21 protein-coding genes are annotated in these 20,894 nt (G+C 63.2%); 13 read left to right on the top strand and 8 right to left on the bottom strand.

The annotated features are described in order from the left end of the window. Positions 1 to 1,086 (bottom strand): dipeptide epimerase, encoded by a 1,086-nt coding sequence (locus IRI77_RS12070; RefSeq protein WP_228486703.1) that lies wholly within the window; start codon positions 1,084 to 1,086, stop codon positions 1 to 3. Next, positions 1,083 to 1,898, bottom strand: coding sequence for a C40 family peptidase (locus IRI77_RS12065; protein ID WP_194452308.1), 816 nt, complete (start codon positions 1,896 to 1,898; stop codon positions 1,083 to 1,085). The genes IRI77_RS12070 and IRI77_RS12065 overlap by 4 nt, the downstream gene beginning before the upstream one ends. 169 nt (positions 1,899 to 2,067) lie before the next feature. Here IRI77_RS12065 and aroF point away from each other — a divergent pair, with 169 nt between their 5' ends. Continuing rightward, a complete protein-coding gene (gene aroF / locus IRI77_RS12060) occupies positions 2,068 to 3,105 on the top strand; it encodes a 3-deoxy-7-phosphoheptulonate synthase (RefSeq protein ID WP_194452307.1) in 1,038 nt (345 codons plus the stop codon). Between the two features lie 26 nt (positions 3,106 to 3,131). Then, positions 3,132 to 4,040, top strand: coding sequence for a hypothetical protein (locus tag IRI77_RS12055; protein ID WP_194452306.1), 909 nt, complete (start codon positions 3,132 to 3,134; stop codon positions 4,038 to 4,040). Between the two features lie 4 nt (positions 4,041 to 4,044). On the opposite strand, the gene IRI77_RS12050 is transcribed toward IRI77_RS12055, so the two are convergent. Both IRI77_RS12050 and IRI77_RS12045 read right to left on the bottom strand, forming a co-directional pair. Further along, positions 4,045 to 4,578 carry a TlpA family protein disulfide reductase gene (locus IRI77_RS12050; protein ID WP_194452305.1) on the bottom strand — a complete coding sequence of 178 codons (534 nt, stop codon included), beginning with the start codon at positions 4,576 to 4,578 and terminating at the stop codon, positions 4,045 to 4,047. Positions 4,579 to 4,589: 11 nt separating this feature from the next. Next, positions 4,590 to 4,898 (bottom strand): hypothetical protein, encoded by a 309-nt coding sequence (locus IRI77_RS12045; RefSeq protein ID WP_194452304.1) that lies wholly within the window; start codon positions 4,896 to 4,898, stop codon positions 4,590 to 4,592. A 119-nt stretch (positions 4,899 to 5,017) separates the two neighbouring features. On the opposite strand from IRI77_RS12045, the gene IRI77_RS12040 reads away from it, so the two are divergent. The 3 genes from IRI77_RS12040 (at position 5,018) to IRI77_RS12030 (ending at position 8,830) form a co-directional block, all read left to right on the top strand. After that, positions 5,018 to 6,427, top strand: coding sequence for a hypothetical protein (locus IRI77_RS12040; RefSeq protein WP_194452303.1), 1,410 nt, complete (start codon positions 5,018 to 5,020; stop codon positions 6,425 to 6,427). A 141-nt stretch (positions 6,428 to 6,568) separates the two neighbouring features. Beyond that, a complete protein-coding gene (locus IRI77_RS12035; RefSeq protein WP_194452302.1) occupies positions 6,569 to 8,218 on the top strand; it encodes an OmpA family protein in 1,650 nt (549 codons plus the stop codon). Positions 8,219 to 8,227: 9 nt separating this feature from the next. Continuing rightward, on the top strand, positions 8,228 to 8,830 hold the full coding sequence (locus tag IRI77_RS12030) for an HD domain-containing protein (RefSeq protein WP_194452301.1): 603 nt from the start codon (positions 8,228 to 8,230) through the stop codon (positions 8,828 to 8,830). Between the two features lie 132 nt (positions 8,831 to 8,962). Here the strand turns inward: IRI77_RS12030 and IRI77_RS12025 are convergent, their stop codons facing one another. Continuing rightward, on the bottom strand, positions 8,963 to 9,715 hold the full coding sequence (locus tag IRI77_RS12025) for an SDR family NAD(P)-dependent oxidoreductase (protein ID WP_194452300.1): 753 nt from the start codon (positions 9,713 to 9,715) through the stop codon (positions 8,963 to 8,965). 12 nt (positions 9,716 to 9,727) lie between these two features. Beyond that, complete coding sequence (locus IRI77_RS12020; protein WP_194452299.1) at positions 9,728 to 10,696, bottom strand: alpha/beta hydrolase; 969 nt, start codon at positions 10,694 to 10,696, stop codon at positions 9,728 to 9,730. Between the two features lie 202 nt (positions 10,697 to 10,898). On the opposite strand from IRI77_RS12020, the gene IRI77_RS12015 reads away from it, so the two are divergent. The 6 genes from IRI77_RS12015 to IRI77_RS11990 all read left to right on the top strand — a co-directional run bounded on the left by IRI77_RS12015 (position 10,899) and on the right by IRI77_RS11990 (position 16,075). Beyond that, complete coding sequence (locus IRI77_RS12015) at positions 10,899 to 11,348, top strand: Fur family transcriptional regulator (RefSeq protein ID WP_194452298.1); 450 nt, start codon at positions 10,899 to 10,901, stop codon at positions 11,346 to 11,348. 24 nt (positions 11,349 to 11,372) lie between these two features. Continuing rightward, positions 11,373 to 11,909, top strand: coding sequence for a peroxiredoxin (locus IRI77_RS12010; protein ID WP_194452297.1), 537 nt, complete (start codon positions 11,373 to 11,375; stop codon positions 11,907 to 11,909). A gap of 136 nt (positions 11,910 to 12,045) precedes the next feature. Next, positions 12,046 to 12,570 (top strand): carboxymuconolactone decarboxylase family protein, encoded by a 525-nt coding sequence (locus tag IRI77_RS12005; protein ID WP_194452296.1) that lies wholly within the window; start codon positions 12,046 to 12,048, stop codon positions 12,568 to 12,570. A gap of 45 nt (positions 12,571 to 12,615) precedes the next feature. Then, positions 12,616 to 13,752: a 3-keto-disaccharide hydrolase gene (locus tag IRI77_RS12000; RefSeq protein WP_194452295.1), complete on the top strand. Its 1,137-nt coding sequence runs from the start codon at positions 12,616 to 12,618 to the stop codon at positions 13,750 to 13,752. 14 nt (positions 13,753 to 13,766) lie between these two features. Beyond that, on the top strand, positions 13,767 to 15,392 hold the full coding sequence (locus tag IRI77_RS11995; protein ID WP_194452294.1) for a hypothetical protein: 1,626 nt from the start codon (positions 13,767 to 13,769) through the stop codon (positions 15,390 to 15,392). A 14-nt stretch (positions 15,393 to 15,406) separates the two neighbouring features. Then, positions 15,407 to 16,075, top strand: a complete 669-nt coding sequence (locus IRI77_RS11990) for an RraA family protein (RefSeq protein ID WP_194452293.1) — start codon at positions 15,407 to 15,409, stop codon at positions 16,073 to 16,075. On the opposite strand, the gene IRI77_RS11985 is transcribed toward IRI77_RS11990, so the two are convergent. Next, positions 16,066 to 17,289, bottom strand: coding sequence for a uroporphyrinogen decarboxylase family protein (locus tag IRI77_RS11985; RefSeq protein ID WP_194452292.1), 1,224 nt, complete (start codon positions 17,287 to 17,289; stop codon positions 16,066 to 16,068). The two genes, IRI77_RS11990 and IRI77_RS11985, sit on opposite strands and share 10 nt — an antisense overlap. A gap of 49 nt (positions 17,290 to 17,338) precedes the next feature. On the opposite strand from IRI77_RS11985, the gene IRI77_RS11980 reads away from it, so the two are divergent. After that, the gene (locus IRI77_RS11980) at positions 17,339 to 18,223 is read left to right on the top strand and encodes an SDR family oxidoreductase (protein WP_194452291.1); all 885 of its coding nucleotides are present in this window, start codon (positions 17,339 to 17,341) and stop codon (positions 18,221 to 18,223) included. Between the two features lie 186 nt (positions 18,224 to 18,409). Further along, positions 18,410 to 19,717: an alginate export family protein gene (locus IRI77_RS11975; RefSeq protein ID WP_194452290.1), complete on the top strand. Its 1,308-nt coding sequence runs from the start codon at positions 18,410 to 18,412 to the stop codon at positions 19,715 to 19,717. Here the strand turns inward: IRI77_RS11975 and IRI77_RS11970 are convergent. Beyond that, the gene (locus IRI77_RS11970; RefSeq protein WP_194452289.1) at positions 19,714 to 20,892 is read right to left on the bottom strand and encodes a pyridoxal phosphate-dependent aminotransferase; all 1,179 of its coding nucleotides are present in this window, start codon (positions 20,890 to 20,892) and stop codon (positions 19,714 to 19,716) included. The two genes, IRI77_RS11975 and IRI77_RS11970, sit on opposite strands and share 4 nt — an antisense overlap. Positions 20,893 to 20,894 lie beyond the last annotated feature (2 nt).

The raw sequence follows: 20,894 nt of genomic DNA, 5'->3' as shown, positions 1-20,894 counted from the left end.
CTATGCTGGCCGCGCCTTCAGCCCAAGACCGGGACCCGTGGGCAGCACGAGCTTGCCCTTCTCGACCTTTACACCGTCATAGGGGTCGTTCGAGATCAGCAGGAAGCCGTCGAGATCCGCATAGTCGACCAGCGGAGACAGTTGCGCCGCCGCCGTGACGGCGACCGAGGAACTCACCATGCAGCCCAGCATCACCTTCAGGTTCAGCGACCGCGCCAACTGGATCATTCGCCAGCCCTCCAGCAGGCCGCCGCACTTGTCGATCTTGATGTTCACTCCATCGAAGTGGGGCGCCAGCTTCGGGATGTCCGAAGGGTGCAGGCACGCCTCGTCGGCGATGATGGGCATGTGGACCCGCTTGCGGATCCAGTTCATGTCTTCCAGGTTGGCCGCCGGCAGGGGTTGCTCGATGAACTCCACGCCCTGCTTCTCCAGCCAGTTGATCTTCTCCACCGCCTCTTCCTTGCTCTTGAAGCCCTCGTTGGCATCCACGCGCAAGGGCTTCTTCGTAGCGGCCCGCACCGAGGCGATCATCTCCTCGTCGTTAGCCAGGCCGACCTTCACCTTGAGCACCGGGAACGCCTCGGCCTCCAGCACCTTCTGCCGGACGACCTCCGCCTTGTCGATGCCGATGGAGAACGTCGTCACCGGAGCATCGTTGCGGTCGAGCCCAAAGTGCCGCCACAGCGGGATGTTCAGCTTCTTGCCCACCCAGTCGAGCAGCGCGATGTCCAGCGCGGCCTTGCCGGCCCAGTTGCCCTCGATCTTCTGGAACGCGCCCTGCATGAACTTCGCGAACGCCCACGGATCGGCGCTTTCGAGCCACGGCCGGATCGCCTCCAAGGCTGCCGTGCAGGTCTCGGCACTCTCCTTGTAGCGGATGATGGGAGCGCCTTCGCCGATGCCCGTCACGCCGCCGTTGGTGAACTCGACGTAGAACGTGTCCCGGTAGTCGCTGGAGGACATCACCGTGGTCCATGTGTGCTTCAGCTTCAACCGGCGCGTCTTGAGGACGAGGCCGTTCTTCTTCGTGGGGACCGGAGCGGCCATGGCGGCGCTGGTGCCAAGGAACGTTCTGCGCTTCACTGCTTCCACCTCCTGCAGGCAACCAGCAGCTTCGTCCAGGGCTGGTCGTCCAACTTACTGATCTGGATCACCGGCTGCGTGTTGGTGGTGGAGTGGATAAACTCGCCATGGCCCACATAGAAGCCGGTATGGTTGATCTTCTGCACCGACGGTCCGAAGTAGACGAGATCCCCGGGGCGCAGGTCCTTGCGCTCGATGGTGGCGGCCTTCTCCCACAGCGCCTGCGGCTTTGCGTCGCGAGGCAGGTCCACGCCGCCGCGCCGCACCAGCATCTGCACGAAGCCCGAACAGTCGTAGCCCGCGGCGGAGCGCCCGCCCCACGTATAGGGCCGGCCCAGGAAGCGGTGGGCTAGTTCGATGATCTCCGGGACTTCCAGGGTCTTGGGGGATTCAATGACGTCGCCGCTCTGGATGGAGCCGGTGCGGCCATCCGGCAGTCGGACCTGCAGCCAGCGGTCGCCGCGCGCGGTCTGGTCGGCCACCACCTCCAGCCTGGTCTCGAAGGGCAGGCTGATCAGCGGCCGGTGTTTGGTCACCGAAGCTTCGCGGTAGACATGGGCCAGCAACGCCTGGACCGTGACCGTGCGGCCATTGGGGTACGCCTCGCCGTCCTTGAGGATTCGGACACCAGCCCGCTCGATCCAGCCTGGATAGTCGTCGCCCGGGGTGGTGATGCTGAGCCAGCCCTCCTGTTCGGCGGTGACCTGGACCGTCATGCCGTGGAGCGCCTGGGACACCACGTCGGCATCCAGCGACGGCTTGGAGTACATATCAAGGACCGGCTGGACAATCACCGCCCGTGTTTCCGCCATGAGACAACCCGCAGTCAATAGGAGGGATAGAAGCGTTCGAACCACCTGATCAGTATACTCCCACAGAGGCATACACCATTTATCAGTGGTGCTTTCAAGTGATACAAATACAATACTTTATTGGATTGGAGAAGTTGCCTGTCATAGCGCCGAGGTGTATGATGAAGCCATGATTATTTCCATGCGCAAGAACGCCGCCCGGGCGGAGATCGATTCGGTCATCCAGCGCATCGAGGACTTCGGGTACAAGATCCACACGATCGAGGGTGAAGAGCGTGTCGTGATCGGTGCCATCGGGGTGGGCGACACCAGTGCCTGTCTGGAGGCGCTGGAGGCGATGAATTGTGTCGAGAAGGCAGTGCGCATCTCGGCGCCTTACAAGTTTGTTTCGCGGGAGTTCAAGCCCGGCCGGACCACCATCACGGTCGGTGGCAATGTCCATGTGGGCAACTCCGAGTTTGTGGTGATGGCGGGTCCGTGCTCCGTCGAGAGCGAGAAGCAGATTCTCGAGTCGGCCGAACTGGCGGCCAAAGGCGGAGCGAAGATCCTGCGCGGCGGCGCCTTTAAGCCGCGTACGTCCCCTTACGACTTCCAGGGCATGGAAGAAGAGGGCTTGAAGCTGCTGGCCAAGGCGCGCGAGCACACCGGTCTGGCGATCGTCACGGAAGTGATGTCGGACAACGACGTTTCGCTGGTGGCCTCCTATGCCGATGTGATGCAGGTGGGCGCCCGCAACATGCAGAACTTCGCGCTGCTCAAGGCTTTGGGCAAGTGCGGCAAGCCGGTGCTGCTGAAGCGCGGTTTGAGCTCGACCATTAAGGAACTACTGATGTCGGCGGAGTACATCGTGGCGCACGGCAACAACGACGTCATGCTGTGCGAGCGCGGCATCCGTACCTTCGAGACGGCCACCCGCAACACCTGCGACATCGTCGCCTGTGCCGTGCTGCGGGAACTGACGCACCTGCCGGTGATCCTGGATCCGAGTCATGCGACCGGCAAACGCAGCCTGGTTCCGGCATTGTCCCGCGCGGGCGTGGCGATTGGGGCCGACGGCCTGATCGTCGAGATCCACCCGAATCCGCAGAAGGCGATCAGCGACGGCGCGCAATCGCTGGAGCCGGCACAGTGGCTGGACATGATGAAGAGCCTGCAACCTTACATCGAGTTGTGGAAGGCTGAGCGGATGTCGACGGTGGCAGTCTAGCCGTACGGCAGTGTAACCTGCAAGGAGTGCTGAAACTCACACCTGGGCGCTGGGCCTCGCTCGGCGCCCTTCTTGCGATTGCGTGTCTCGCCGGCTGGTGGATGCTGTTGCGGCCGGCCACCGCGACGGACCTCATCGGGCTGTTTCCAGACGGGGAAGCGCCGACCCTTTATGTGGATGTGGCTGCGCTGCGGGCGACGGGTCTGCTGGAAATGCTGGCCGGCAAGGCCGGCGTGGAGGAGCCGGAGTACCGCAAGTTCGTGGAAGCAAGCGGCTTCGACTACCGGCGCGACCTGGATGCCGTGGCCATGCGGGTGCGCAGCACCGATACGCTGCTGGTGCTGAAGGGCCGGTTTGACGCTGCCCGGTTGGCTGCTTATGCAAAGGCGAACGGCGGGCGGTGTACGCCGGATGTGTGTACCATACAGGGCTCCGCCCCGGAACGGCAGATCTCCTGGATCCCCATGAAACGGCAGATGTTGGCCCTGGCCGTGGCGCAGGATCCGCTGGCCGTGGCGCTGATCAATCCGGCGCCTCGCAGTGTCTCGCGGCCGCTGCCTGAATCGCCCGTGTGGCTGGAGGTGCCGGGCTCGCAATTGCACGGGGGGCCGGGCCTGCCTCCGGGTTTGAGCGCCCTGCTGTCGAGCCTGGATGGAGCGGACCGGGCTGTGCTGACCGCTGGCGTGGACGGGGTGGGTTTCGCGTTGGAAATGAAGGCTACCTGCCCGGAACCGGCCAAGGCGAAGGAGATCGCGGGGCGGCTCATGCAGATGACCGACATGTTCCGGAAGTTGCTGGCGCGCGAGAATCAGAAGCCCAATCCGGCGGACCTGAGCGGCCTGCTGGCCGGCGGTGAGTTCGCCGCGGACGGGCTGACGGTGCGGGGCAAGTGGCCTTTGTCGAAGATCCTGCTGACCTCGATGCTGGGCAAGTAGCCGGCTACTGTTCCAGCAATTTCTGGACGGTGCCTTCCAGCTTGGACGCTTCGCGGAACCCCTTGAATTTGAGACGGGCAAAACCTTCCCGGTCAACCAGATAGGTGTAAGGGCGATCGGCGGGGAGGACATCCGCCTGTCCGCGTTCCAGTTGGCCCGGCATGACGTTCATGCTCTGCAGCGAGGCGAAGCGCCGGATGGCGGCGGCATCGGCGGGCGTGACGGCAATGCTCATCATGCCGTCGCGGCCGAAACGGGTGGCTAACTCGTTGAGAACGCCGATCTGGGACAGGCATTCCGTACAATCCGGAGACCAAATGGTAACGGCCAGGACACGGCCCCTGAATTGAGAGAGCGAGCGGGTGACGGGCTCCCCTGGCACCTGAAAGCTGATCTCGATGGGTTCCTTGGAATTCAGGAACATCAGGCTCTGGGGGTTCATGAGCGCCCAGATGAGCCCTATTACCACGATGGAGGGGATGATAATGGCGGCCGCCCAGAATCTGGGGGAAATGGGTTGCGGTTCAAGCTGAGTCACCAGGGCGTCCTTTACTGCAGTCGCGCCTTGAGCCGTTCCTGATCCACGAGTTCGTCGAACACAGCCAGGACCTGCCGCCGGAAGTGGTACACCCGCTTGATGTTTTCGCGGAATTCGCCGTCATAGTGAGGGTGGGACAGCCACTTCTCAAAGGTGGATTTCGGGATTTCGATGTCGCGCCGCAATTGCTCGGGAGAGTGACCGCGCAGAAAGAGTCCGTAGAACATCGCGGCTTCGCGCTGGACGGCGAGCGGATCGAGGTCCTCGTACCACTGGAGCACCGGAGGTTGGAGCGGCGCACTTTCCACGGCTGGTTTCATCCCTCTCAAAGAAAACCCGAGTATAAACGGGGTGCGCCTCTGTGGGCAAGAGCGCTGTAAAGCTCGGGCGGACTCTAATTGGATGCAAAGTTTCGGCCGATAGTTTCCTGGGATCCTATATGCGCGTTTCCACGATCGTCATTGGCGCCGGCAGTCTGCTGGCATTGCTGGTCTGCTGTGTCCCGGTGGAGGCAGCCGATGTGCCCAAGACACCGGCGGCTGAATCAAAGACTCCGGCTACGCCGGTGAAACCTGCCGCGACCGCGGCAAAACCAGCAGCCACGGCTCCTGCCGCTGCCGTCAAATCCACGGCTGTTACCGCGAAACCGGCGGCGGTTCCCGCAAAGGCTCCCGTGACGCCGGCCGCCCCGGTGAAGACTGCGGCGGTTACCCCGAAACCGGTTGCTCCGATGGCCAAGCCCCAGGCGTCCGTGCCGCTGACACCGGCCGCCAAGGTTGCTGATTTGAACCTGTGGCTGTATGTGCATCCCGCCACCAATATGTTGGCCGGGATGGACTGGCAGAAAGCCAAATCGTCACCGACGGGCCGCATGTTCGCGCGCCAGTTCGCGGCGCAGGCAGGGCAGTTGCAGGGCGCAGGCCAGGCGATGGCTTTGCTGGACAATGTCGACCGGATCCTGATCTCAACGAACGGACAAGCGGCTTCCGAGTCCGGCCAGCCACCGGTTGTGGTGGCCCTGGAAGGCCGCGTGGACCGGGCGCAACTGAAGAAAATGATGCCTGCGGGCACGGCGCTGGAGCGCTTCAAGGGGGCGGACCTGCTGGTCCCGCCGACCAGCAAGGAGCCGGAGATGCTGGCGGCCCTGGTGAACGATCACCTGGTACTGATTGGCGACCGGGACTCCCTGGGCCGGGTGTTGGAAGCTGGTTCCGGAACGCGGAACGTGGAACTGCTGGAGCGGGCGACGGCCCTGTCGGCGCAGTGCGAGATCTGGCTGGTCTCGGCCGTATCCCCGTCGGTGGCGGCGGGCGGCTCGATGCCGGGCATGAAGCAGTGGGACGACGTGGAGTCGATGGATTTCGGCATTGCCCTGCAGAAGGGCCTGGGCATCCGGGCGAATCTTGTCACGAAGAATGAAGAATCGGCCAAGAGCCTGGCGACGATGACGCAGTTGATCGCTTCGATGGCCAGCCAGCAATCGAAAGATTCGCCGGACCTGGCCAGCGTGGCGCGCAGCCTGATGGTGAAGAGCGAAGGGACGAAAGTCCACATCCAACTGGATGTCCCGCTGGCCCAACTGGAACGGGGCATGGTGCAGATGCGCGCGTCGACGACGGGGACCGGGAAACGGACCCTCGAGTCGTTCCTGGGCATGCAGCCGAGCGGGCAGATGCCGCCCGGATTGCGTCCGGCGGTGAAGGGCCTGCCCGAGAGCGCGGCCATGGCGCCGATGACGATGGCCGTTCCGGCGGTGCCGGCTGTTCCGCAGAAGCGGACGATCCGCATCAGCGGCATGGAAGACGGGCCGAAAGAGATCACGTATATGACCGGCGGCACCAAGAACTAAGCCGGAATCGGAACTCCAGCGGTTGGAACCCAAGGGCAGCGCAGGCAGTGGCGCTGCCCCTTCGCTTTTGCCTCCATTGGAATGCCCCGGGGGAGCCGGCCGCTCTATTCCTGGGGCGTTAAAAATTGCTAACATGCGGGCATGGTCAGAGGCGGATACTCTTCGTTCTTAGCGGGGATCGTCCTGCTGTCATTTAACGCGGCGATTTCGCCGGTGTGGGCCCAGGAGGCGGGGTCTGAACCGGTATTCAAGGTCTCAGTCGTCTCCAAGAACACAAAGGCAATCAATTACAAAGTCCTTGGCGGGGCGACGCGGGTGGACCTGACGGGCACCGCGATTATGCAGGGCGCATCCGGCAAGGCGAAGGTCGAGAGTAAGCAGAGCCGCATCGACATCGATGCGAACGTGGAGAACCTGGAGCCGCCCTCGAAGTTTGGGTCGGAGTATCTAACCTATGTGCTGTGGTCTATCTCGCCGGAAGGCCGGGCCGCGAACCTGGGTGAGGTGCTGCTGGATAAGGGCAAGGGCAAGCTCTCTGTTTCCACGGATTTGCAGGTGTTCGCACTGATTGTGACGGCGGAACCGTACTTTGCCGTCCGCCAGCCGAGCGACTTGATTGTGCTGGAAAACGAGCTACGGAAGGACACCAAGGGCCAGGTCTTCATCGTCGACACCAAGTACGAGTTGCTGCAGAAGGGGCAGTACTCGCGGCTGCCGAATCCGCTGGCGCTGAGTGTGGACACCAAGACCTATCCGTTGGAGCTGTACGAAGCCCGGAATGCGCTGTTCATCGCGCAGGAGTTCGGGGCGGACAAGTACGCGGCGGATGTCTACTCCAAGGCGAAGGGCGCACTGCAGATGGCGGACAACGCCGTGCAGCGCAAACTGAGTCGCGGCGACATCGCCACTTCGGCCCGGCAAGCCGTGCAGTTTGCGGAAGATGCCCGGGAGTTGGCGATCAAGCGGCAGCAGGAAGAGGCGCTGGCGAACGAGCGGTCGGCCGCGGCCAAGCGGGAGTCCGAGGCCAAGGCGCGGGCCGATGAGCAGGAGCGGCAGAAGATGCAGGCCGAGACGGCTCGCCAGGCGGAAGAGGCGCGACGGGCGCTGGCCGACAAACAGCGGATGGAAGCCGAATTGGCCGCGACCAGGGAAGCAGCGCGGCGGGCTGAGGCGGAGGCGGCCAGGTTGGCGGCGGAAGCGGCCCAGCGGCAGTCGGATTCCGACCGGGCCAAGGCCGAGCAGGCCAAGGCAGCGGCGGAGGCCGCGCAGGCGCAGGCCCAGGCGGCCCAGGCGGCCGCGCTGGCTGAGCAGGAGAAGGCCCAGAAGGCGGCCGAGCAGGCGGAACGGGAGAAGGCTGAGTTGCGGGCCAAGCTGCTGCAGCAGTTCAACCAGATTCTGGAGACGAAGGACTCCGACCGCGGCCTGGTGGTGAATCTAGGCGACGTGTTGTTCGACACGGGCAAGTACACGATCCGTCCGCTGGCGCGCGAGAAGCTGGCGCGGCTGTCGGGCATCGTGCTGGCGTATCCGGGCCTGAAGTTGGAGTCGGAAGGCCATACGGACAACGTCGGCGGCGAGCAGTTCAACCAGAAGCTCTCCGAGCAGCGGGCGCAGACGGTGCGCGATTACCTGGTTTCGCAGGGCATACCGGATGCGAACGTGACGTCGACGGGCAAGGGGTTCAGCATGCCTGTGGCTCCGAACGATACGGCGGCCGGCCGGCAGAAGAACCGGCGGGTGGAGATCATCGTGTCGGGTGAAGTGATTGGAACGAAGATCGGCAGCAGGTAAGCTGGGGTCTTGCCGTCCTATCGTGAAGAACTAGTTGAATACATCCGGCGGGAAGCCCGTCCGGAAGACAAATACGGCCATCAACCGCGGCTCTACAGCCTCGCCTGCGAGGTGGGCCGCGGTTTGGCTTTTGATGACGATGTTGTCTATGCGGCCGCCTGGCTGCATGATCTTGGGGTGTTCGTGGGTCACAGGCCGGAAGATCCCGCCGCGTTGGCGCAATGGGATCATGTGGCGTATACGGTGGAGCGGGTGCCGGGGATTCTCAGCGCGGCGGGCTTCGAGGCGGCCAAGATTCCGGCCGTGCTCGAGGTGATCCGGACGCACCAGCCGATGGACGAGCCGGTTTCGCTGGAGGCGGTGATCGTGCGGGACGCCGATATTCTGGAACAGTTGGGTTCGATTGGGATTCTGCGGGCTGCCGCCAAGGTCGGACGGGACACCCGGTATTCGACCTTTACGAGCGTCCGGGCGGTGCTGGAGAAGGCGGTGAAGACGCTGCCCTCGAAGCTGCGGCTGGAGCGGTCGAAGCGATTGGCCGAGGGCAAGGTGCGGACGATTGAGGTGTTTCTGGAGTCCCTGGCGGTTGAGGACCAGGGATCGCTGTACTAGCTTTCGGTGGCCGGGCCGGGTCCGGTGGATTGGCGTCTACTACTTGCTCCCCCGCTCCTTGCAGTCGCGGCTCTGTTTGTGCTGACGTCAATGGCGGCCCGGAGGGTCATCTGGGCCGCCATTGACGCGCTGCTATTGGCGCTGGCCTCCGGTGACCAGCAGGGTTTGGCCGGTGACCCAGCCTGCGTCGTCGGTTGCGAAGAAGGACACCACTTTGGCGATGTCGTCCGGTTGGGCGATGCGGCCGAGCGGCGTCGAGCCTTCCAATTGTTTCCTGAAGTCGCTGGCGGCGATTCCGGTGGAATGGAGGCCTTCCGTTTCCACCATACCCGGGTTCACCGAGTTCACGCGGATCCTGCGCGGACCCAGCTCGAGGGAAAGGGAAACGGTGATCGCGTCGACCGCCGCCTTTGTGGCCGAGTAGACGGCTGCGTTGGCAACCGGCATGGGGGCCACGATCGAACTGATGTTGATGATGGAGCCGCCCTCCGGCCCGATCAGTTTCACGGCCTCCCTGGTTGCCAGCAGGAGGCCGAGCACGTTGAGGTCGAACTGCTGGTGGAAGTGCTCCGGCGTGATGGCGGCCAGTTCCGCGAAGGAGTAGATGCCGGCGTTGTTGACGAGGATGTCGAGGCGCTGGAAGGCCTTCTTCGTCTCCTCGAACAGTTGCAGGACGCCGGCTTCCTGCGACACATTTGCCTGGACGGCCACGGCGGTGCCGCCGGCCTTGCGGATGCGCTCGACGACGGCGTCGGCGCCCGCTTTACTGCTGGAGTAGTTCACCACAACGGAGGCGCCTTCGGCGGCGAGGTATTCCGCGACGGAGGCTCCGATGCCTTTGGATGCGCCGGTGACGACGGCGACCTTGCCTTTTAGTTTGCTCATGATAGGGGTCCTTTAGAGGCTGAGTGCCTGGCGGAGTGTGCCTGCCGCCAGTTCAATGGCGCTGCGGGTTGCGGGGGTAGCGGCCAGGCCGTTCAACATCATGAAGTCGTGAATGGTGGCCAAATAGCGGACGGCGATGACCTCGACGCCGGCTTCGCTGAGCTTCATCGCGTATTCCTCGCCCTCGTCGCGGAGGACGTCGTTCTCGTCCACGATGACGAGGGCGGGCGGGAGTCCCGCCAGTTCGGCCTTGGTGGCTTGCACCGGGGCGGCTGTGATCTGCTTGCGGTCCTGCAGGTTGGGGGCGTAGTTATCCCAGAACCACTGCATGGCGGGCCGGGTCAGCCAGGGGCCGTTGGCGAACGTCAGGTAGGACTCGCGGGAAAAGTCGGTGTCGGTCACGGGGTAACACAGCACCTGGAAGGTGATGGAGGGGGCGCTTCGCTGTTTGGCGAGGAGCGTGACCGCGGCGGCGAGATAGCCGCCGACGCTGTCGCCCATGACGGCGAGACGGGTGGAGTCGATGTTGAAGTCGGGCCCATGTTCGGCGATGTAGCGTGCCGCCGCGTAGCATTCCTCGAGCGGGACCGGGTATTGGGCCTCCGGCGAGGGCGTGTAGTTGACGAAGACGAAGGCCGCGGGGGCGAGGTTGACCATGTCGCGGAGGAGACGGTCGTGGGTGTTCTTGCTGCCCAGGATCCAGCCGCCGCCGTGAAAGTACATGACCGCGGGCAGCGGACCTTTCGCGCCCACCGGCCGGTAGATGCGTACGGAGACCTGGCCGGAGGGGCCGGTGGGGAGGACGAGATCTTCGACGTCGGCGTCAAGTTTAGTCACCGGAATGGCTTGCGCATCCTCCAACACCTTGCGCGCATCTTCCTTGGTGAGGGTATACAGCGGCGGGCCGCCTTGGGCCGTCACAGCATCGATGAACTTCTGCGTGCCTGGTTCGAGGGATCGCTTAGTCCTGGTTCCCGTCATTGCGGTTTGAGCTCCTTGAAGATTCGAGTCCACCTGGACGGCGGAGTCTGGTTACACAGCGATTGTGGTTGGAAAGGGCCTGGGCGGGCTACCCCCATCCCTCACTGGCGGCAGATCACTCGATCTGGTAAGAGAATTCCTGACCATGGCCATGAGACGGTTGACATTTGGATAATGATTCTCGTTTAATAGTTATTATCAAATGCAATCCGGCCAGGAACACATGCTCAGCGACTTCCGGCAGCAATGCCGGGCCGCGGGTCTGTCGTTGACGCATCAGCGGGAAGTGATCTTCCTGGCGGTGTCGGCCTCGAAGGGGCATCCTTCGCCGGAATCGATCTATGACGAAGTGCGCCGGCAGATTCCTTCGATTTCGCTGGCGACGGTGTATAAGAACATCCGCACGTTTCTCGAAGCAGGGTTGCTGCGCGAGGTGAGCCCGCATCACGGGTCGTTGCGGCTGGAAGCGAACCTCATCGATCACCATCATCTGGTCTGCACGCGCTGCAAGGCGATCGTGGACCTGGCGGAGACCGACATCGAACCGGTGCATTTGAAGCGAGAGCTGCCGTCGGGCTTCCGGGTGCTGCGCTACAGCGTAGAGTTCCAGGGGTTATGTCCTGATTGCGCTTCCGATATCAAAACGCCTTAATATCTCAAAAGGAGACCATAGCTCATGCTTGGAGTTGGACAGAAGTTCCCCGAATACAAAGTGACCGCCACGGTCAGCAACGACATCAAGACCGCGTTCCAGGAGATCGGCAGCGATTCTCATCCTGGCAAGTGGAAGGTCCTCTTCTTCTGGCCGAAGGATTTCACCTTCGTCTGCCCGACGGAGATTGTGGCCTTCGGCAAGTTGAACAAGGACTTCGCTGACCGGGACGCCGTGCTGATGGGCGCGAGCATCGACAGCGAGTTCGTGCACCTGGCCTGGCGGCAGAACCATGCCGACCTGAAGGATCTGCCGATCCCGATGCTGGCCGATGTGAAGCGCGAGTTGAGCTCGGCGCTTGGCATCATCGATCCGGGCGCCGGTGTGAGCCAGCGTGCGGTGTACATTGTGGATCCGGAGAACGTGATCCGCTTTGTGATGGTGACCGACCTGTCGGTGGGCCGCAACAGCACGGAAGTGCTGCGCGTACTGGATGCGCTGCAGACCGACGAGCTGTGCCCCTGCAACTGGAACAAGGGACAGGAAACGATTCACGTCTAAGAGGGTTTTCAGTGGCCAGCTGCCGGCTTTCCGCTTTCGGGCTGAGGGCCGGCGGCGGGCCGCGCGGAAGAGTTTTGAGCAATCCGCTCCTGGCTTTGCGGCTGATAGCTGATCGCTGAAAGCTGACTGCTACCTTATGACTATCCCTGAAATTCTCGATGCTTTCCCGGACTACGCCCGGGATATCAAGTTGAACGTGCAGAGCGTGCTGGCCCAGTCGGAACTGACTGAGCAGCAGACCTGGACCAATGCGGTGGCGTGTGCGCTGGCGAGCCGCAATGAGACGCTGAGCCAGGCGATTCTGGCCGAAGCAGCGACGAAGCTCTCGCCCGCGCAGTTGAGTTCGGCCAAAGCCGCGTTTGCGATTATGCAGATGAACAACATCTTCTATCGCTTCCGCCACATGGTGGGCAAGGACGACTACGCGAACATTCCGGCGCGGCTGAGGATGCAATCGATCCGGACGCATGGCGGGGATCCGGTGGACTTTGAGCTGGCGTGCCTGGCTGTGTCGACGATCAATGGCTGCGAGGCGTGTGTGCGGTCGCACGAGGCGGTGGTGCGTGAAAAGGGCGTTTCCGCGGAGGCTGTGGTGGCCAGTGTGCGGATCGCTTCCACGCTGCATGCCGCGGCGTCCGTGATTGAAGCCCCGCTTTCTTAATAGGCTCCAGCCGGGTATGACCGTTTGGTGGGATAGCATAGGCAAATGCCTGGTGTCTCGCGAGTGATTCTGGCTCTGTTGCTGCCGGTAGCGGCCTTTGGAGCGGTCCAGCCTCTGTTCAATGGCAAGGACCTGGCTGGCTGGCAGCAGCAGGGGCCACACCCTTCTTTCACCAGCACCGCAGGCGAGATCCGAACCACCGGACGAGGCCATGCCGGGAACTGGATCCATACCGAACAGGAGTTTGAAAATTTCCGGTTGCGGTTCGAGTACAAGCTGAATCAGTGGGCCGAAGCGGCGGTGCTGCTGCGGGCGGCCCGTAGCGACCGGCCGCAACACACTGGCGTCGCGATCGTTCTCGCGCACGACTTTCACAACGAAACCACTCCGTTTATCACAGGCGCCGTGATGGGTGTGCTGCCACCCAGAAAGGCGTTGCCTGCGTCATTTCAGGTCTGGCACAGCGTCGTTGTGGAGTTGCGAGGCGACTCGCTCATGGTGACCATCGACGGCGATTCCATGCAGGAAGTCGACATGAGCACCGTTCCTGCCGTGCGCCATCGCCTGCGAAAGGGCGTGATCGGGTTCCCCGATATGGGCCATGGCTACGCGCTGCGGAACCTGACGATTGAAGAGCTGGCAGGCCGGTCGGAGTTCGTCGAACTGCTGGCGGGTCTTGATGGCACGGAGTCGTCTGCGCTGGGGTTGAAAGCCTGGGGACGGCGCGGCGACAGCGGTCAGTGGCGCGTGCATGGCGGCGTGCTGGAGGGGATGAACGGGCACTCGATCCTGTATGCTCCGCCGGCGTTTCGAGACTTTGAACTGACGGCGGTGGTGCGTTCGCATGACAGGGTGAATGCCGGGATCTTTCTGCGCGGCCAACCGGCGGGCGCCAATCGCGGCTTTGAGGTGCAGATCTATTCGCCGGTGGATGCGGTGTATCAGACCGGCAGCATCTACGGACGCGCGCGGAGTAGTCTTTCGGCTGACCTAGAGGAGCAGTGGTTCCTGCTGCAGATCCTGGTGGAGGGTGCGCGCTGCACGGTCTGGGTGAACGGCGAGCAGGTGGCGGAATATGACAAGCTGCCGGCGGAGTTGCGGGGTGCGGGCCGTATTGGCGTGCAGATCCACATGGAAGACACGCGAGTGGAGGTGCGGGACCTGCGCGTGCGGCCGTTGTGATATGCCATTAGGCTATGCGGTACGCGGTTGGTTTGCTGTTGCTGGTATTGCCGGAGTTGCTGTTTGGTGCCGATGCGGGCAAAGACCTGACGGAGTTGAGGAGGCAGGCGCGCGGAAACGCAGTCCATTATGATGCGGACCTGGCGGCCGCGCAGCGACTGCTGCATGCCTGGCTGAAGCACGCGGATCCCAAGACACTACTGCTGCCTGATCGCCTCAACCGGCCCGAGCGGCTGTATACGCCGCATAATTCCGGGGCGGATCTGTATCCCTATCTCATCTTGACTTCGCGGCTGACCGATCCTGCGCTGTACCGGGGCCGGATGATGGAGATGCTGCGGAATGAGGTCCGCTACACGAATGCGAAAGCGGCCGTACCGGCCAACCTGGATCTGAATACCGGGAAGCTGGGTGCTCCGAGTTTGTTCGGGGCAGGTGAGTATGCGAAGGACGGGCTGATTACGGTGACGGAGTATCTGGGGCGGACTCCGTGGACGGACCGGATGATCGATATGGTCGCCGATGCCATGGAGCAGGCTCCGGTGGTTTCCGATTTCGGGTTGTTGCCCGCGTCGGATAGCGAGTTGAACGGCGACTACCTGCAGGTGATGCCGCGGCTCTATCTGATGACCGGGGATGTGCGGTTTCTGGAGTGGGGGCGGCGGATTGCCGATGCCTATGTCCACGAAGTGCTGCCGGGCAACCACGGCCTGCCGAGCATGGATTGGAACTTTCAGAAGCACACGGGGGATAGCAAGCTGAAGCTGCGGGATCACGGCAACGAGATGATTGTCGGGCTGCTGCTGCAGTTCGCGCTGGAGACGCAGTTGGGGGCCGCGAGGGCTTCGCGGTATCAACCGGTGCTGGCGCGGATGCTGGACCGGGTTCTGGCTTCCGCGAATGAAGACGGGCTGTTGTACAACGCCATCGACACGAAGACACTCGAGCCGACTGATCGGAAGCTGAGCGACAACTGGGGCTATGTGTACGGGGCGGTGTACGACTACTACCAGATCACGGGTGAGACGAAGTATCGCGAGGCCGTGCGGCGTGTGCTGTCGAACCTGGGCAAGTATCGGAACTGGTGCTGGGAGCCATCGGGCGTGGCCAAGGACGCGAAGCTGGGTTCGTTTGATGGCTATGCGGACAGCATCGAGAGCGCGATTTATCTGGTGAACCGGGAGCCGGTGCCGGCGGCGCTGGAGTGGATCGATTCGGAGATGAAGGTGATGCTGGCGATGCAGAGGCCGGACGGGCATGTGGAGGACTGGTATGGGGAAGGGAACTTCAACCGGACGGTGTTGCTGCACGCGCTGATGAAGTCGAGGGGTGTGCGGGCATCGCAATGGACGGCGGGGCTCCAGGTGGGGGCGGCGGAGCGGGACGGGGTGGTGGCGCTGTTCCTGAGCAAGCCGGCCCGTATTGAATTCGATTTCGCGCGGCATCGCCGGGTGCTGAACTTCCAGAAGAACTACGTGCGGCTGAACGAGTTTCCGGAGTGGTTCACGGTGGACGAGAACAGCCTGTATACACTGGTTCCTGCGGGTGGCGGAGCGGAGCTTGTCAGGCTGGGATCCGAACTGATTGCGGGGATCGAGCTGAGCGCCGGCGACTGGACGATCCGCAGGTATTCTGAATAAGAGGAAAGAGGCACATGCAGGATTGGATTGAGTATCTGAAGACCGTGGATACGCCCACGCTCTCGAATGCGATTGAGGTTCTGGACGTACGGCCGCGGGCGCAGGGATTCACGCCGCTGCAGATGCGCTGCCTGTTTCCGGAGTTCGGCCGGATGGTGGGCTATGCCGTGACGGCGCAGGTGGAGACGGTGACGCAGACGGGGCCGGGCGGTCCTGAGGGTCACATCGAGCTGTACCGGCAGTTGGAACAGATGCCGAAGCCGGCGGTGATCGTACTGCAGGAGATCGGCGGGTTTCCGGACTATGCCGCGCACTGCGGCGAGGTGATGGCGACGTTCTTCACGAAGCTGGGCGCGGTGGGGCTGGTGTCGGATTCGGCGGTGCGCGACATTCCAGAAGTGCGGGCGATGAGGTTCCACTACTTTGCGCGGGGTGTGTGCGCGTCGCATGCGAATTTCCGGATTGTGCGGTGCGGGATGCCTGTGACGGTTTGCGGCATGCCGGTGACGCAGGGTGAGTTACTGCATGGCGACGAGAATGGGCTGATCACGGTGCCGTTCGTGGATCCGGCCCGGATCAAGGCGGCGGTGGATTCAGTGCGCGACCGCGAGCGCAAGATCATGGATTATGTCCGCGGACCGAACTTCACGATCGACGGCTTTGAAGGCAAGATCTACGAGTAGGATGCCACGGCCTCATACATGGCGATGATATTGGCCGGCGGAACGTTGCCCAGGATGTTGTGAACCTGCTGGAAGACGAAGCCGCCGTCCGGCGCCAAGGCCTGGCACTGCTGGCGGACGTGGGTGCGGATCTCCTCCGGCGCCCCTAAAGGCAGCATGCGTTGCGTGTCGCAGCCTCCGCCCCAGAAGACGAGGTCGCGGCCGAACTCGCGTTTGAGCGCGTGGGCTTCCATGCCGCGGGCGCTGATCTGGACGGGGTTGATGGCGTCGAGTCCGGCGTCGACTAACAGGGGCAGCAGCGGTTTCACTCCTCCGCAGCAGTGCAGCATCACTTTCACGGGCGCGAGTTGGCGGGCGCGAGTCCACATGAGTTGGTGGCGGGGCTGGAAGAACTCCTTGTACATGCGGGGCGAGATCTGCGGGCCGTGTTGGGCTCCGAGGTCGTCTCCGAAGCTGATGATGTCGATGTAGGGGCCGACGGCGCCCAGGAAGCGTTCCAGGTTCCTGAGATGGATTTCGACGAGGGCGTCGAGGAAGCGGTGGACGCGGACGGGGTCCTCGGCGAGCAACATGAGGAACTGGTCCATGCGGTAGTAGAACTGGCCCATTTCCAGCAGATTGCCGCCAAACAGGCCGATGATGGCGCGCGGGGTGGAGGCGCGGAGACGGGCGGCGCCGGCGGCGAGTTCCGCGGGTGACTGGACGGAGGGGCCGGGCGGCGAGGCGATGCCGGTCCACATGTGTTCGGCGTAGAGTTCCTCGATGCGGGTGAGGTCTTCCGGGCCGTCGAGGAAGGGCCACCAGGTCTGGTCGAAGTGTTCGGAGCCTTCGGGCATGCGGGCGATGATGCGGCCGGAAGGGGCGCGGATCACCCACTCGGCGCCGTGCGGTTCGGGCAGGGCCCAGATGGGCATTTTGCAAGGCTGGCCGCCGGGCAGGGTCCAATCGGCCCACCAGCGCTCGTCCTGGCAGAAGCCGCGGCCGAGCTCGAGGGTGTCGACGTGGAAGCGGTCGAGCACGTCGTCGTGAACGATGGCGAGTTGCTGGATGGGGTCGTAGACGTAGGCGGGACGGGACGGCAGGCCAAGGGCAGCGCGGAGGGCGGGGTAGGCGCGGGCGGCGATGCCGGAGGAGCGGTGGCCGGAGAAGTCGATGGGGAGGCGATCCGCCGGGCGGTGCTGGAAGGCGCTGAGGACACGTTCGCGGGAAGTCATCGGATTCCACTATACAGGTCTGAAAACCCGTTGATGGCGCAGGGTTGCGATGAAGTGGCATGACCTCTATGCTGGCGTTGTGACGACACTAATCATTGGCGGTACTGGGACGGTCGGCAGCCAGGTGGTGAAAGAGCTGTTGCAGCGCGGCGCCGGAGTCCGGGTGATGACGCGTTCAGCGGAAAAGGCCGCCTCGCTTCCGGCAGGTGTGGAAGGCGTGGTGGGTGACATGGCGGATCTGGAGACACTGCCCGCGGCGATGGCTGGGGCGGATGCCTTGTTCCTGGTGACCCCGCTGGTTCCCGATGAGATCAATCAGGGGCTGGCGGCCGTAGAGGCGGCGAAACAGGCCGGAATAAAGTACATCGTGTACTTGAGTATTCACAAGCTGGAGACCGGGCCTCACATCCCGCACTTTGCCACGAAGTTCCCGGTCGAGTATGCGGTGAAGAACTCCGGCATCGACTGGACCATCATCCGGCCCAACAACTTCTTCCAGAACGATTACTGGTTCAAGGATGTGATCGCGCAGTATGGCGTGTACCCGCAACCGCTGAGTGAACTGGGTTTGAACCGTGTGGACGTGCGGGATATTGCGGAAGCGGTGGCGATCAGCCTGACGGCTCCGGGGCATGCGGGGCAGACCTACTCGCTGGTGGGTGCTGATGCCCTGACGGGTGAACGGACGGCGGAGATCTATAGCGACGTGCTGGGGCGACCGGTGCAGTACGTCGGCGCGGACCTGGAAGGGTGGGCGGCGGCCGCGGCTGGTACGATGCCGGCGTGGCAGGTGCTGGACCTGAAGATGATGTACGACCACTTTCTGCGGCACGGGTTACGCGCTACGCAGGCGGAGGTGTCGACGCTGGTTGGGCTGTTGGGGCGGGCACCGCGGTCGTTTGAGGAGTTTGCGCGCGAAATGTTCGCGGCCTGACGGTGCTGGGTAGAAGCTGGCGGGCGAGGCCCGTCTTTTGTCAATAAAAGAGTTTAAGGTCTTACAAAACCGAAACAACCTCAGTACAATTGTGGAGATCGTCCCGCGCACCCAGGCCGCCCGTTGTGCGCCGGTTAGGACCAAGACGTCCCGGTCGAAGCACCGACACGGAAGCGAGGGCCGCCTGTGCGCCGATACTCCACAACGCTGGCATTGCTGGCCACAGTTCTGCCGCTGGCCGCCCAGAAGACGGAACGGCACCTCGAATACGGGTTTGAGCAACGGGTCCGGAACGAGAACTGGAACAACACCTTCGACTTCAACGACGCGACCGACGATGAGCGGGGGCAGGTTCGCTACCGGACGCGACTGTGGCTGAAGGCTCCGGTTACGTCGAACATCGACATCAGCGTGGGGCTGGCGCAGGAGACCAACGAGATCTTCCAGTTGCACACGGCGACGCATATCGATGAAGGCATCTTCGAGACGGCGTATCTCGACTTCAAGAAGCTGTTCGTCAAGGGGCTGAGCCTGCGGATTGGACGGCAGAATCTCACCAAGGGCGAAGGGTTCCTGATCCTGGAAGGGAATCCGTGGGATGGGTCGCGATCGATTTACCACAATGCGGCGGTGTTGGGTTATGAGCGAGGGAAGGCGAAGATCGAACTGATTGGAATCTTCGATCCGCGCACGGACCGGTTTCTGCCCAGGCTGAATGACAAGGCCAGGCAACTGGTGGAGTGGAACGAGTCGGCGCTGGGGGCGTACTACACGGACAACCGCTGGAAGAAGACGTCGGTGGAGGCGTACTGCTTCTACAAGCGGGAGTTTGGCGATCCGCGGCCGGCGTCGAACCTGCAGTTTCAGGCGGACCGGTATGTGTACACGGCCGGCGGGCGGACCGTTCGCAAGCTGCCGAACTCGTTCAGCCTCACCGGCGAGTTCGCGTGGCAGTGGGGGCATCAGCGGACGAACCGGGATATCCGGGCGTGGGGCGGCTACGGGTACCTGAAACGGACTTTCGGGGCGAAGCAGCGCCACTCGGCCAGTTTCGGCTATTGGGGCATGTCGGGCAGCGATCCGGCGAAGCCGGGCACGATTGGGAACTGGGATCCGCTGTTTTCGCGATGGCCGAAATGGAGTGAGGGGTACATCTATACGCAGTTCAAGGAGAACGGCGTGGCCTACTGGACGAACACCGGCATGTGGCAGGGCGAGGGCGTGTATGTGCCCTGGAAGCCGTTGAGCCTGCGGGGCACGTTCTATGAGATGCGGGCTTATCATCCGTATCCGGGCAGCAAGGCGCTTTACTCGACCGGTACGGGCCGTGGGGAGGAGTACCAACTGCGGGCCGATCTGACGGTGAACAAGAACTGGCGCGGACATGTCCTGTATGAAGGGCATGTGCCGGGCTCGTTCTACGCGGGGAAGGATCCGGGCTACTTCTTCCGGCTGGAAGTGTCGTATCTGTTCACGGGACAGGTGCCGTTCTAGACGGTGGCCGAGACGGCCTGCAAGGCGGCGGCGAAGCCGGGGATCGACTTGCGGATCATCTGTTCCGGCACGGTGAGCGAGAGGCGGATGTAGCCGGACCGGCCGAAGCCCGCGCCGGGTACGCCCAGGACTCCTTCCTTCGCGAGGATCCTGACAAAGGCGATGTCGTCCGGGATGGGCGTCTTCATAAAGACGTAGAACGTGCCTTCGGGCTTGCTGACGTCGTAGCCGGCGCGGGTGAGCGAGTCGCAGAGGAGGTCGCGCTTCCGCTCGTAGCCGGAGACGTCCACCGTGCTGTCCATCGCCTCGAGTTCCACGAGTTGCCACAGGGCCGGAGCGTTGATGAAACCGAGGATCCGGTTGGTGAAGGCGCAGGCAGCACGCAGGGCGGCGCGATTCCTAACCTGGGGCGAGAGGGCGAGGTAGCCGATGCGTTCGCCGGGCAGAGCCTGCGATTTTGACCAGGAGTTGCAGATGGCGGTGTTGGCGATGAGCGAAGCCACCTCGGGCTGCTTGTTTCCATCGAAGACGAGGTGTTTGTAGGGCTCGTCGCTGATGACCAGGATCTCGTGATCACAACCGGCCAGCAACGAGTTGAGATCGCGCAGGACCTGTTCGGGATAGACGCGGCCGGTGGGGTTGTTGGGGGTGTTGAGGATGATGGCCCGCGTGCGGGGCGTGAGGGCGGCGGCGATGCGCCCGATGTCGGGCAGAAAGTCTTCGCTGGTTTCGACAGGCACCAGGCGGCCCGCGTGATTACTGATGTAGAAGCGGTACTCCGAGAAGCAGGGCATCAGGACTATGACTTCGTCGCCCGGATCGAGGATCGACTTGAGGATGACGTTGCAGGCTCCGGCGGAGCCGACGGTCATGAAGATGTCTTCGGGTTCGAAGGGCAGGCCGGTGTCGCGACGCAGTTGCCGGGCGACGGCCTGGCGGACCGGAAGGAAGCCGGGATTCGGCATGTAGCCGTGGGAGTTCGGCAGCCCAGCAGACACTACGCGGGCCAGGGCTTGCAGGACCTGGGGCGGGGGCTCCACGTCGGGGTTGCCGAGGGTGTAGTCGTAGACGTTGTCCGCGCCGCGCTCCTGCTTCATGCGGGCGCCTTCCTCGAACATGCGGCGGATCCAGGAGGCGTTTTCCAGCTGGGCTGCGATGGTTTGCGAGATGTTCATGC

The sequence above is a fragment of the Paludibaculum fermentans genome, assembly GCF_015277775.1.
Taxonomy (GTDB): domain Bacteria; phylum Acidobacteriota; class Terriglobia; order Bryobacterales; family Bryobacteraceae; genus Paludibaculum; species Paludibaculum fermentans.
Note: the sequence above shows the minus strand (reverse complement) of the source record. Positions and strands in the feature narration are given on the sequence as shown.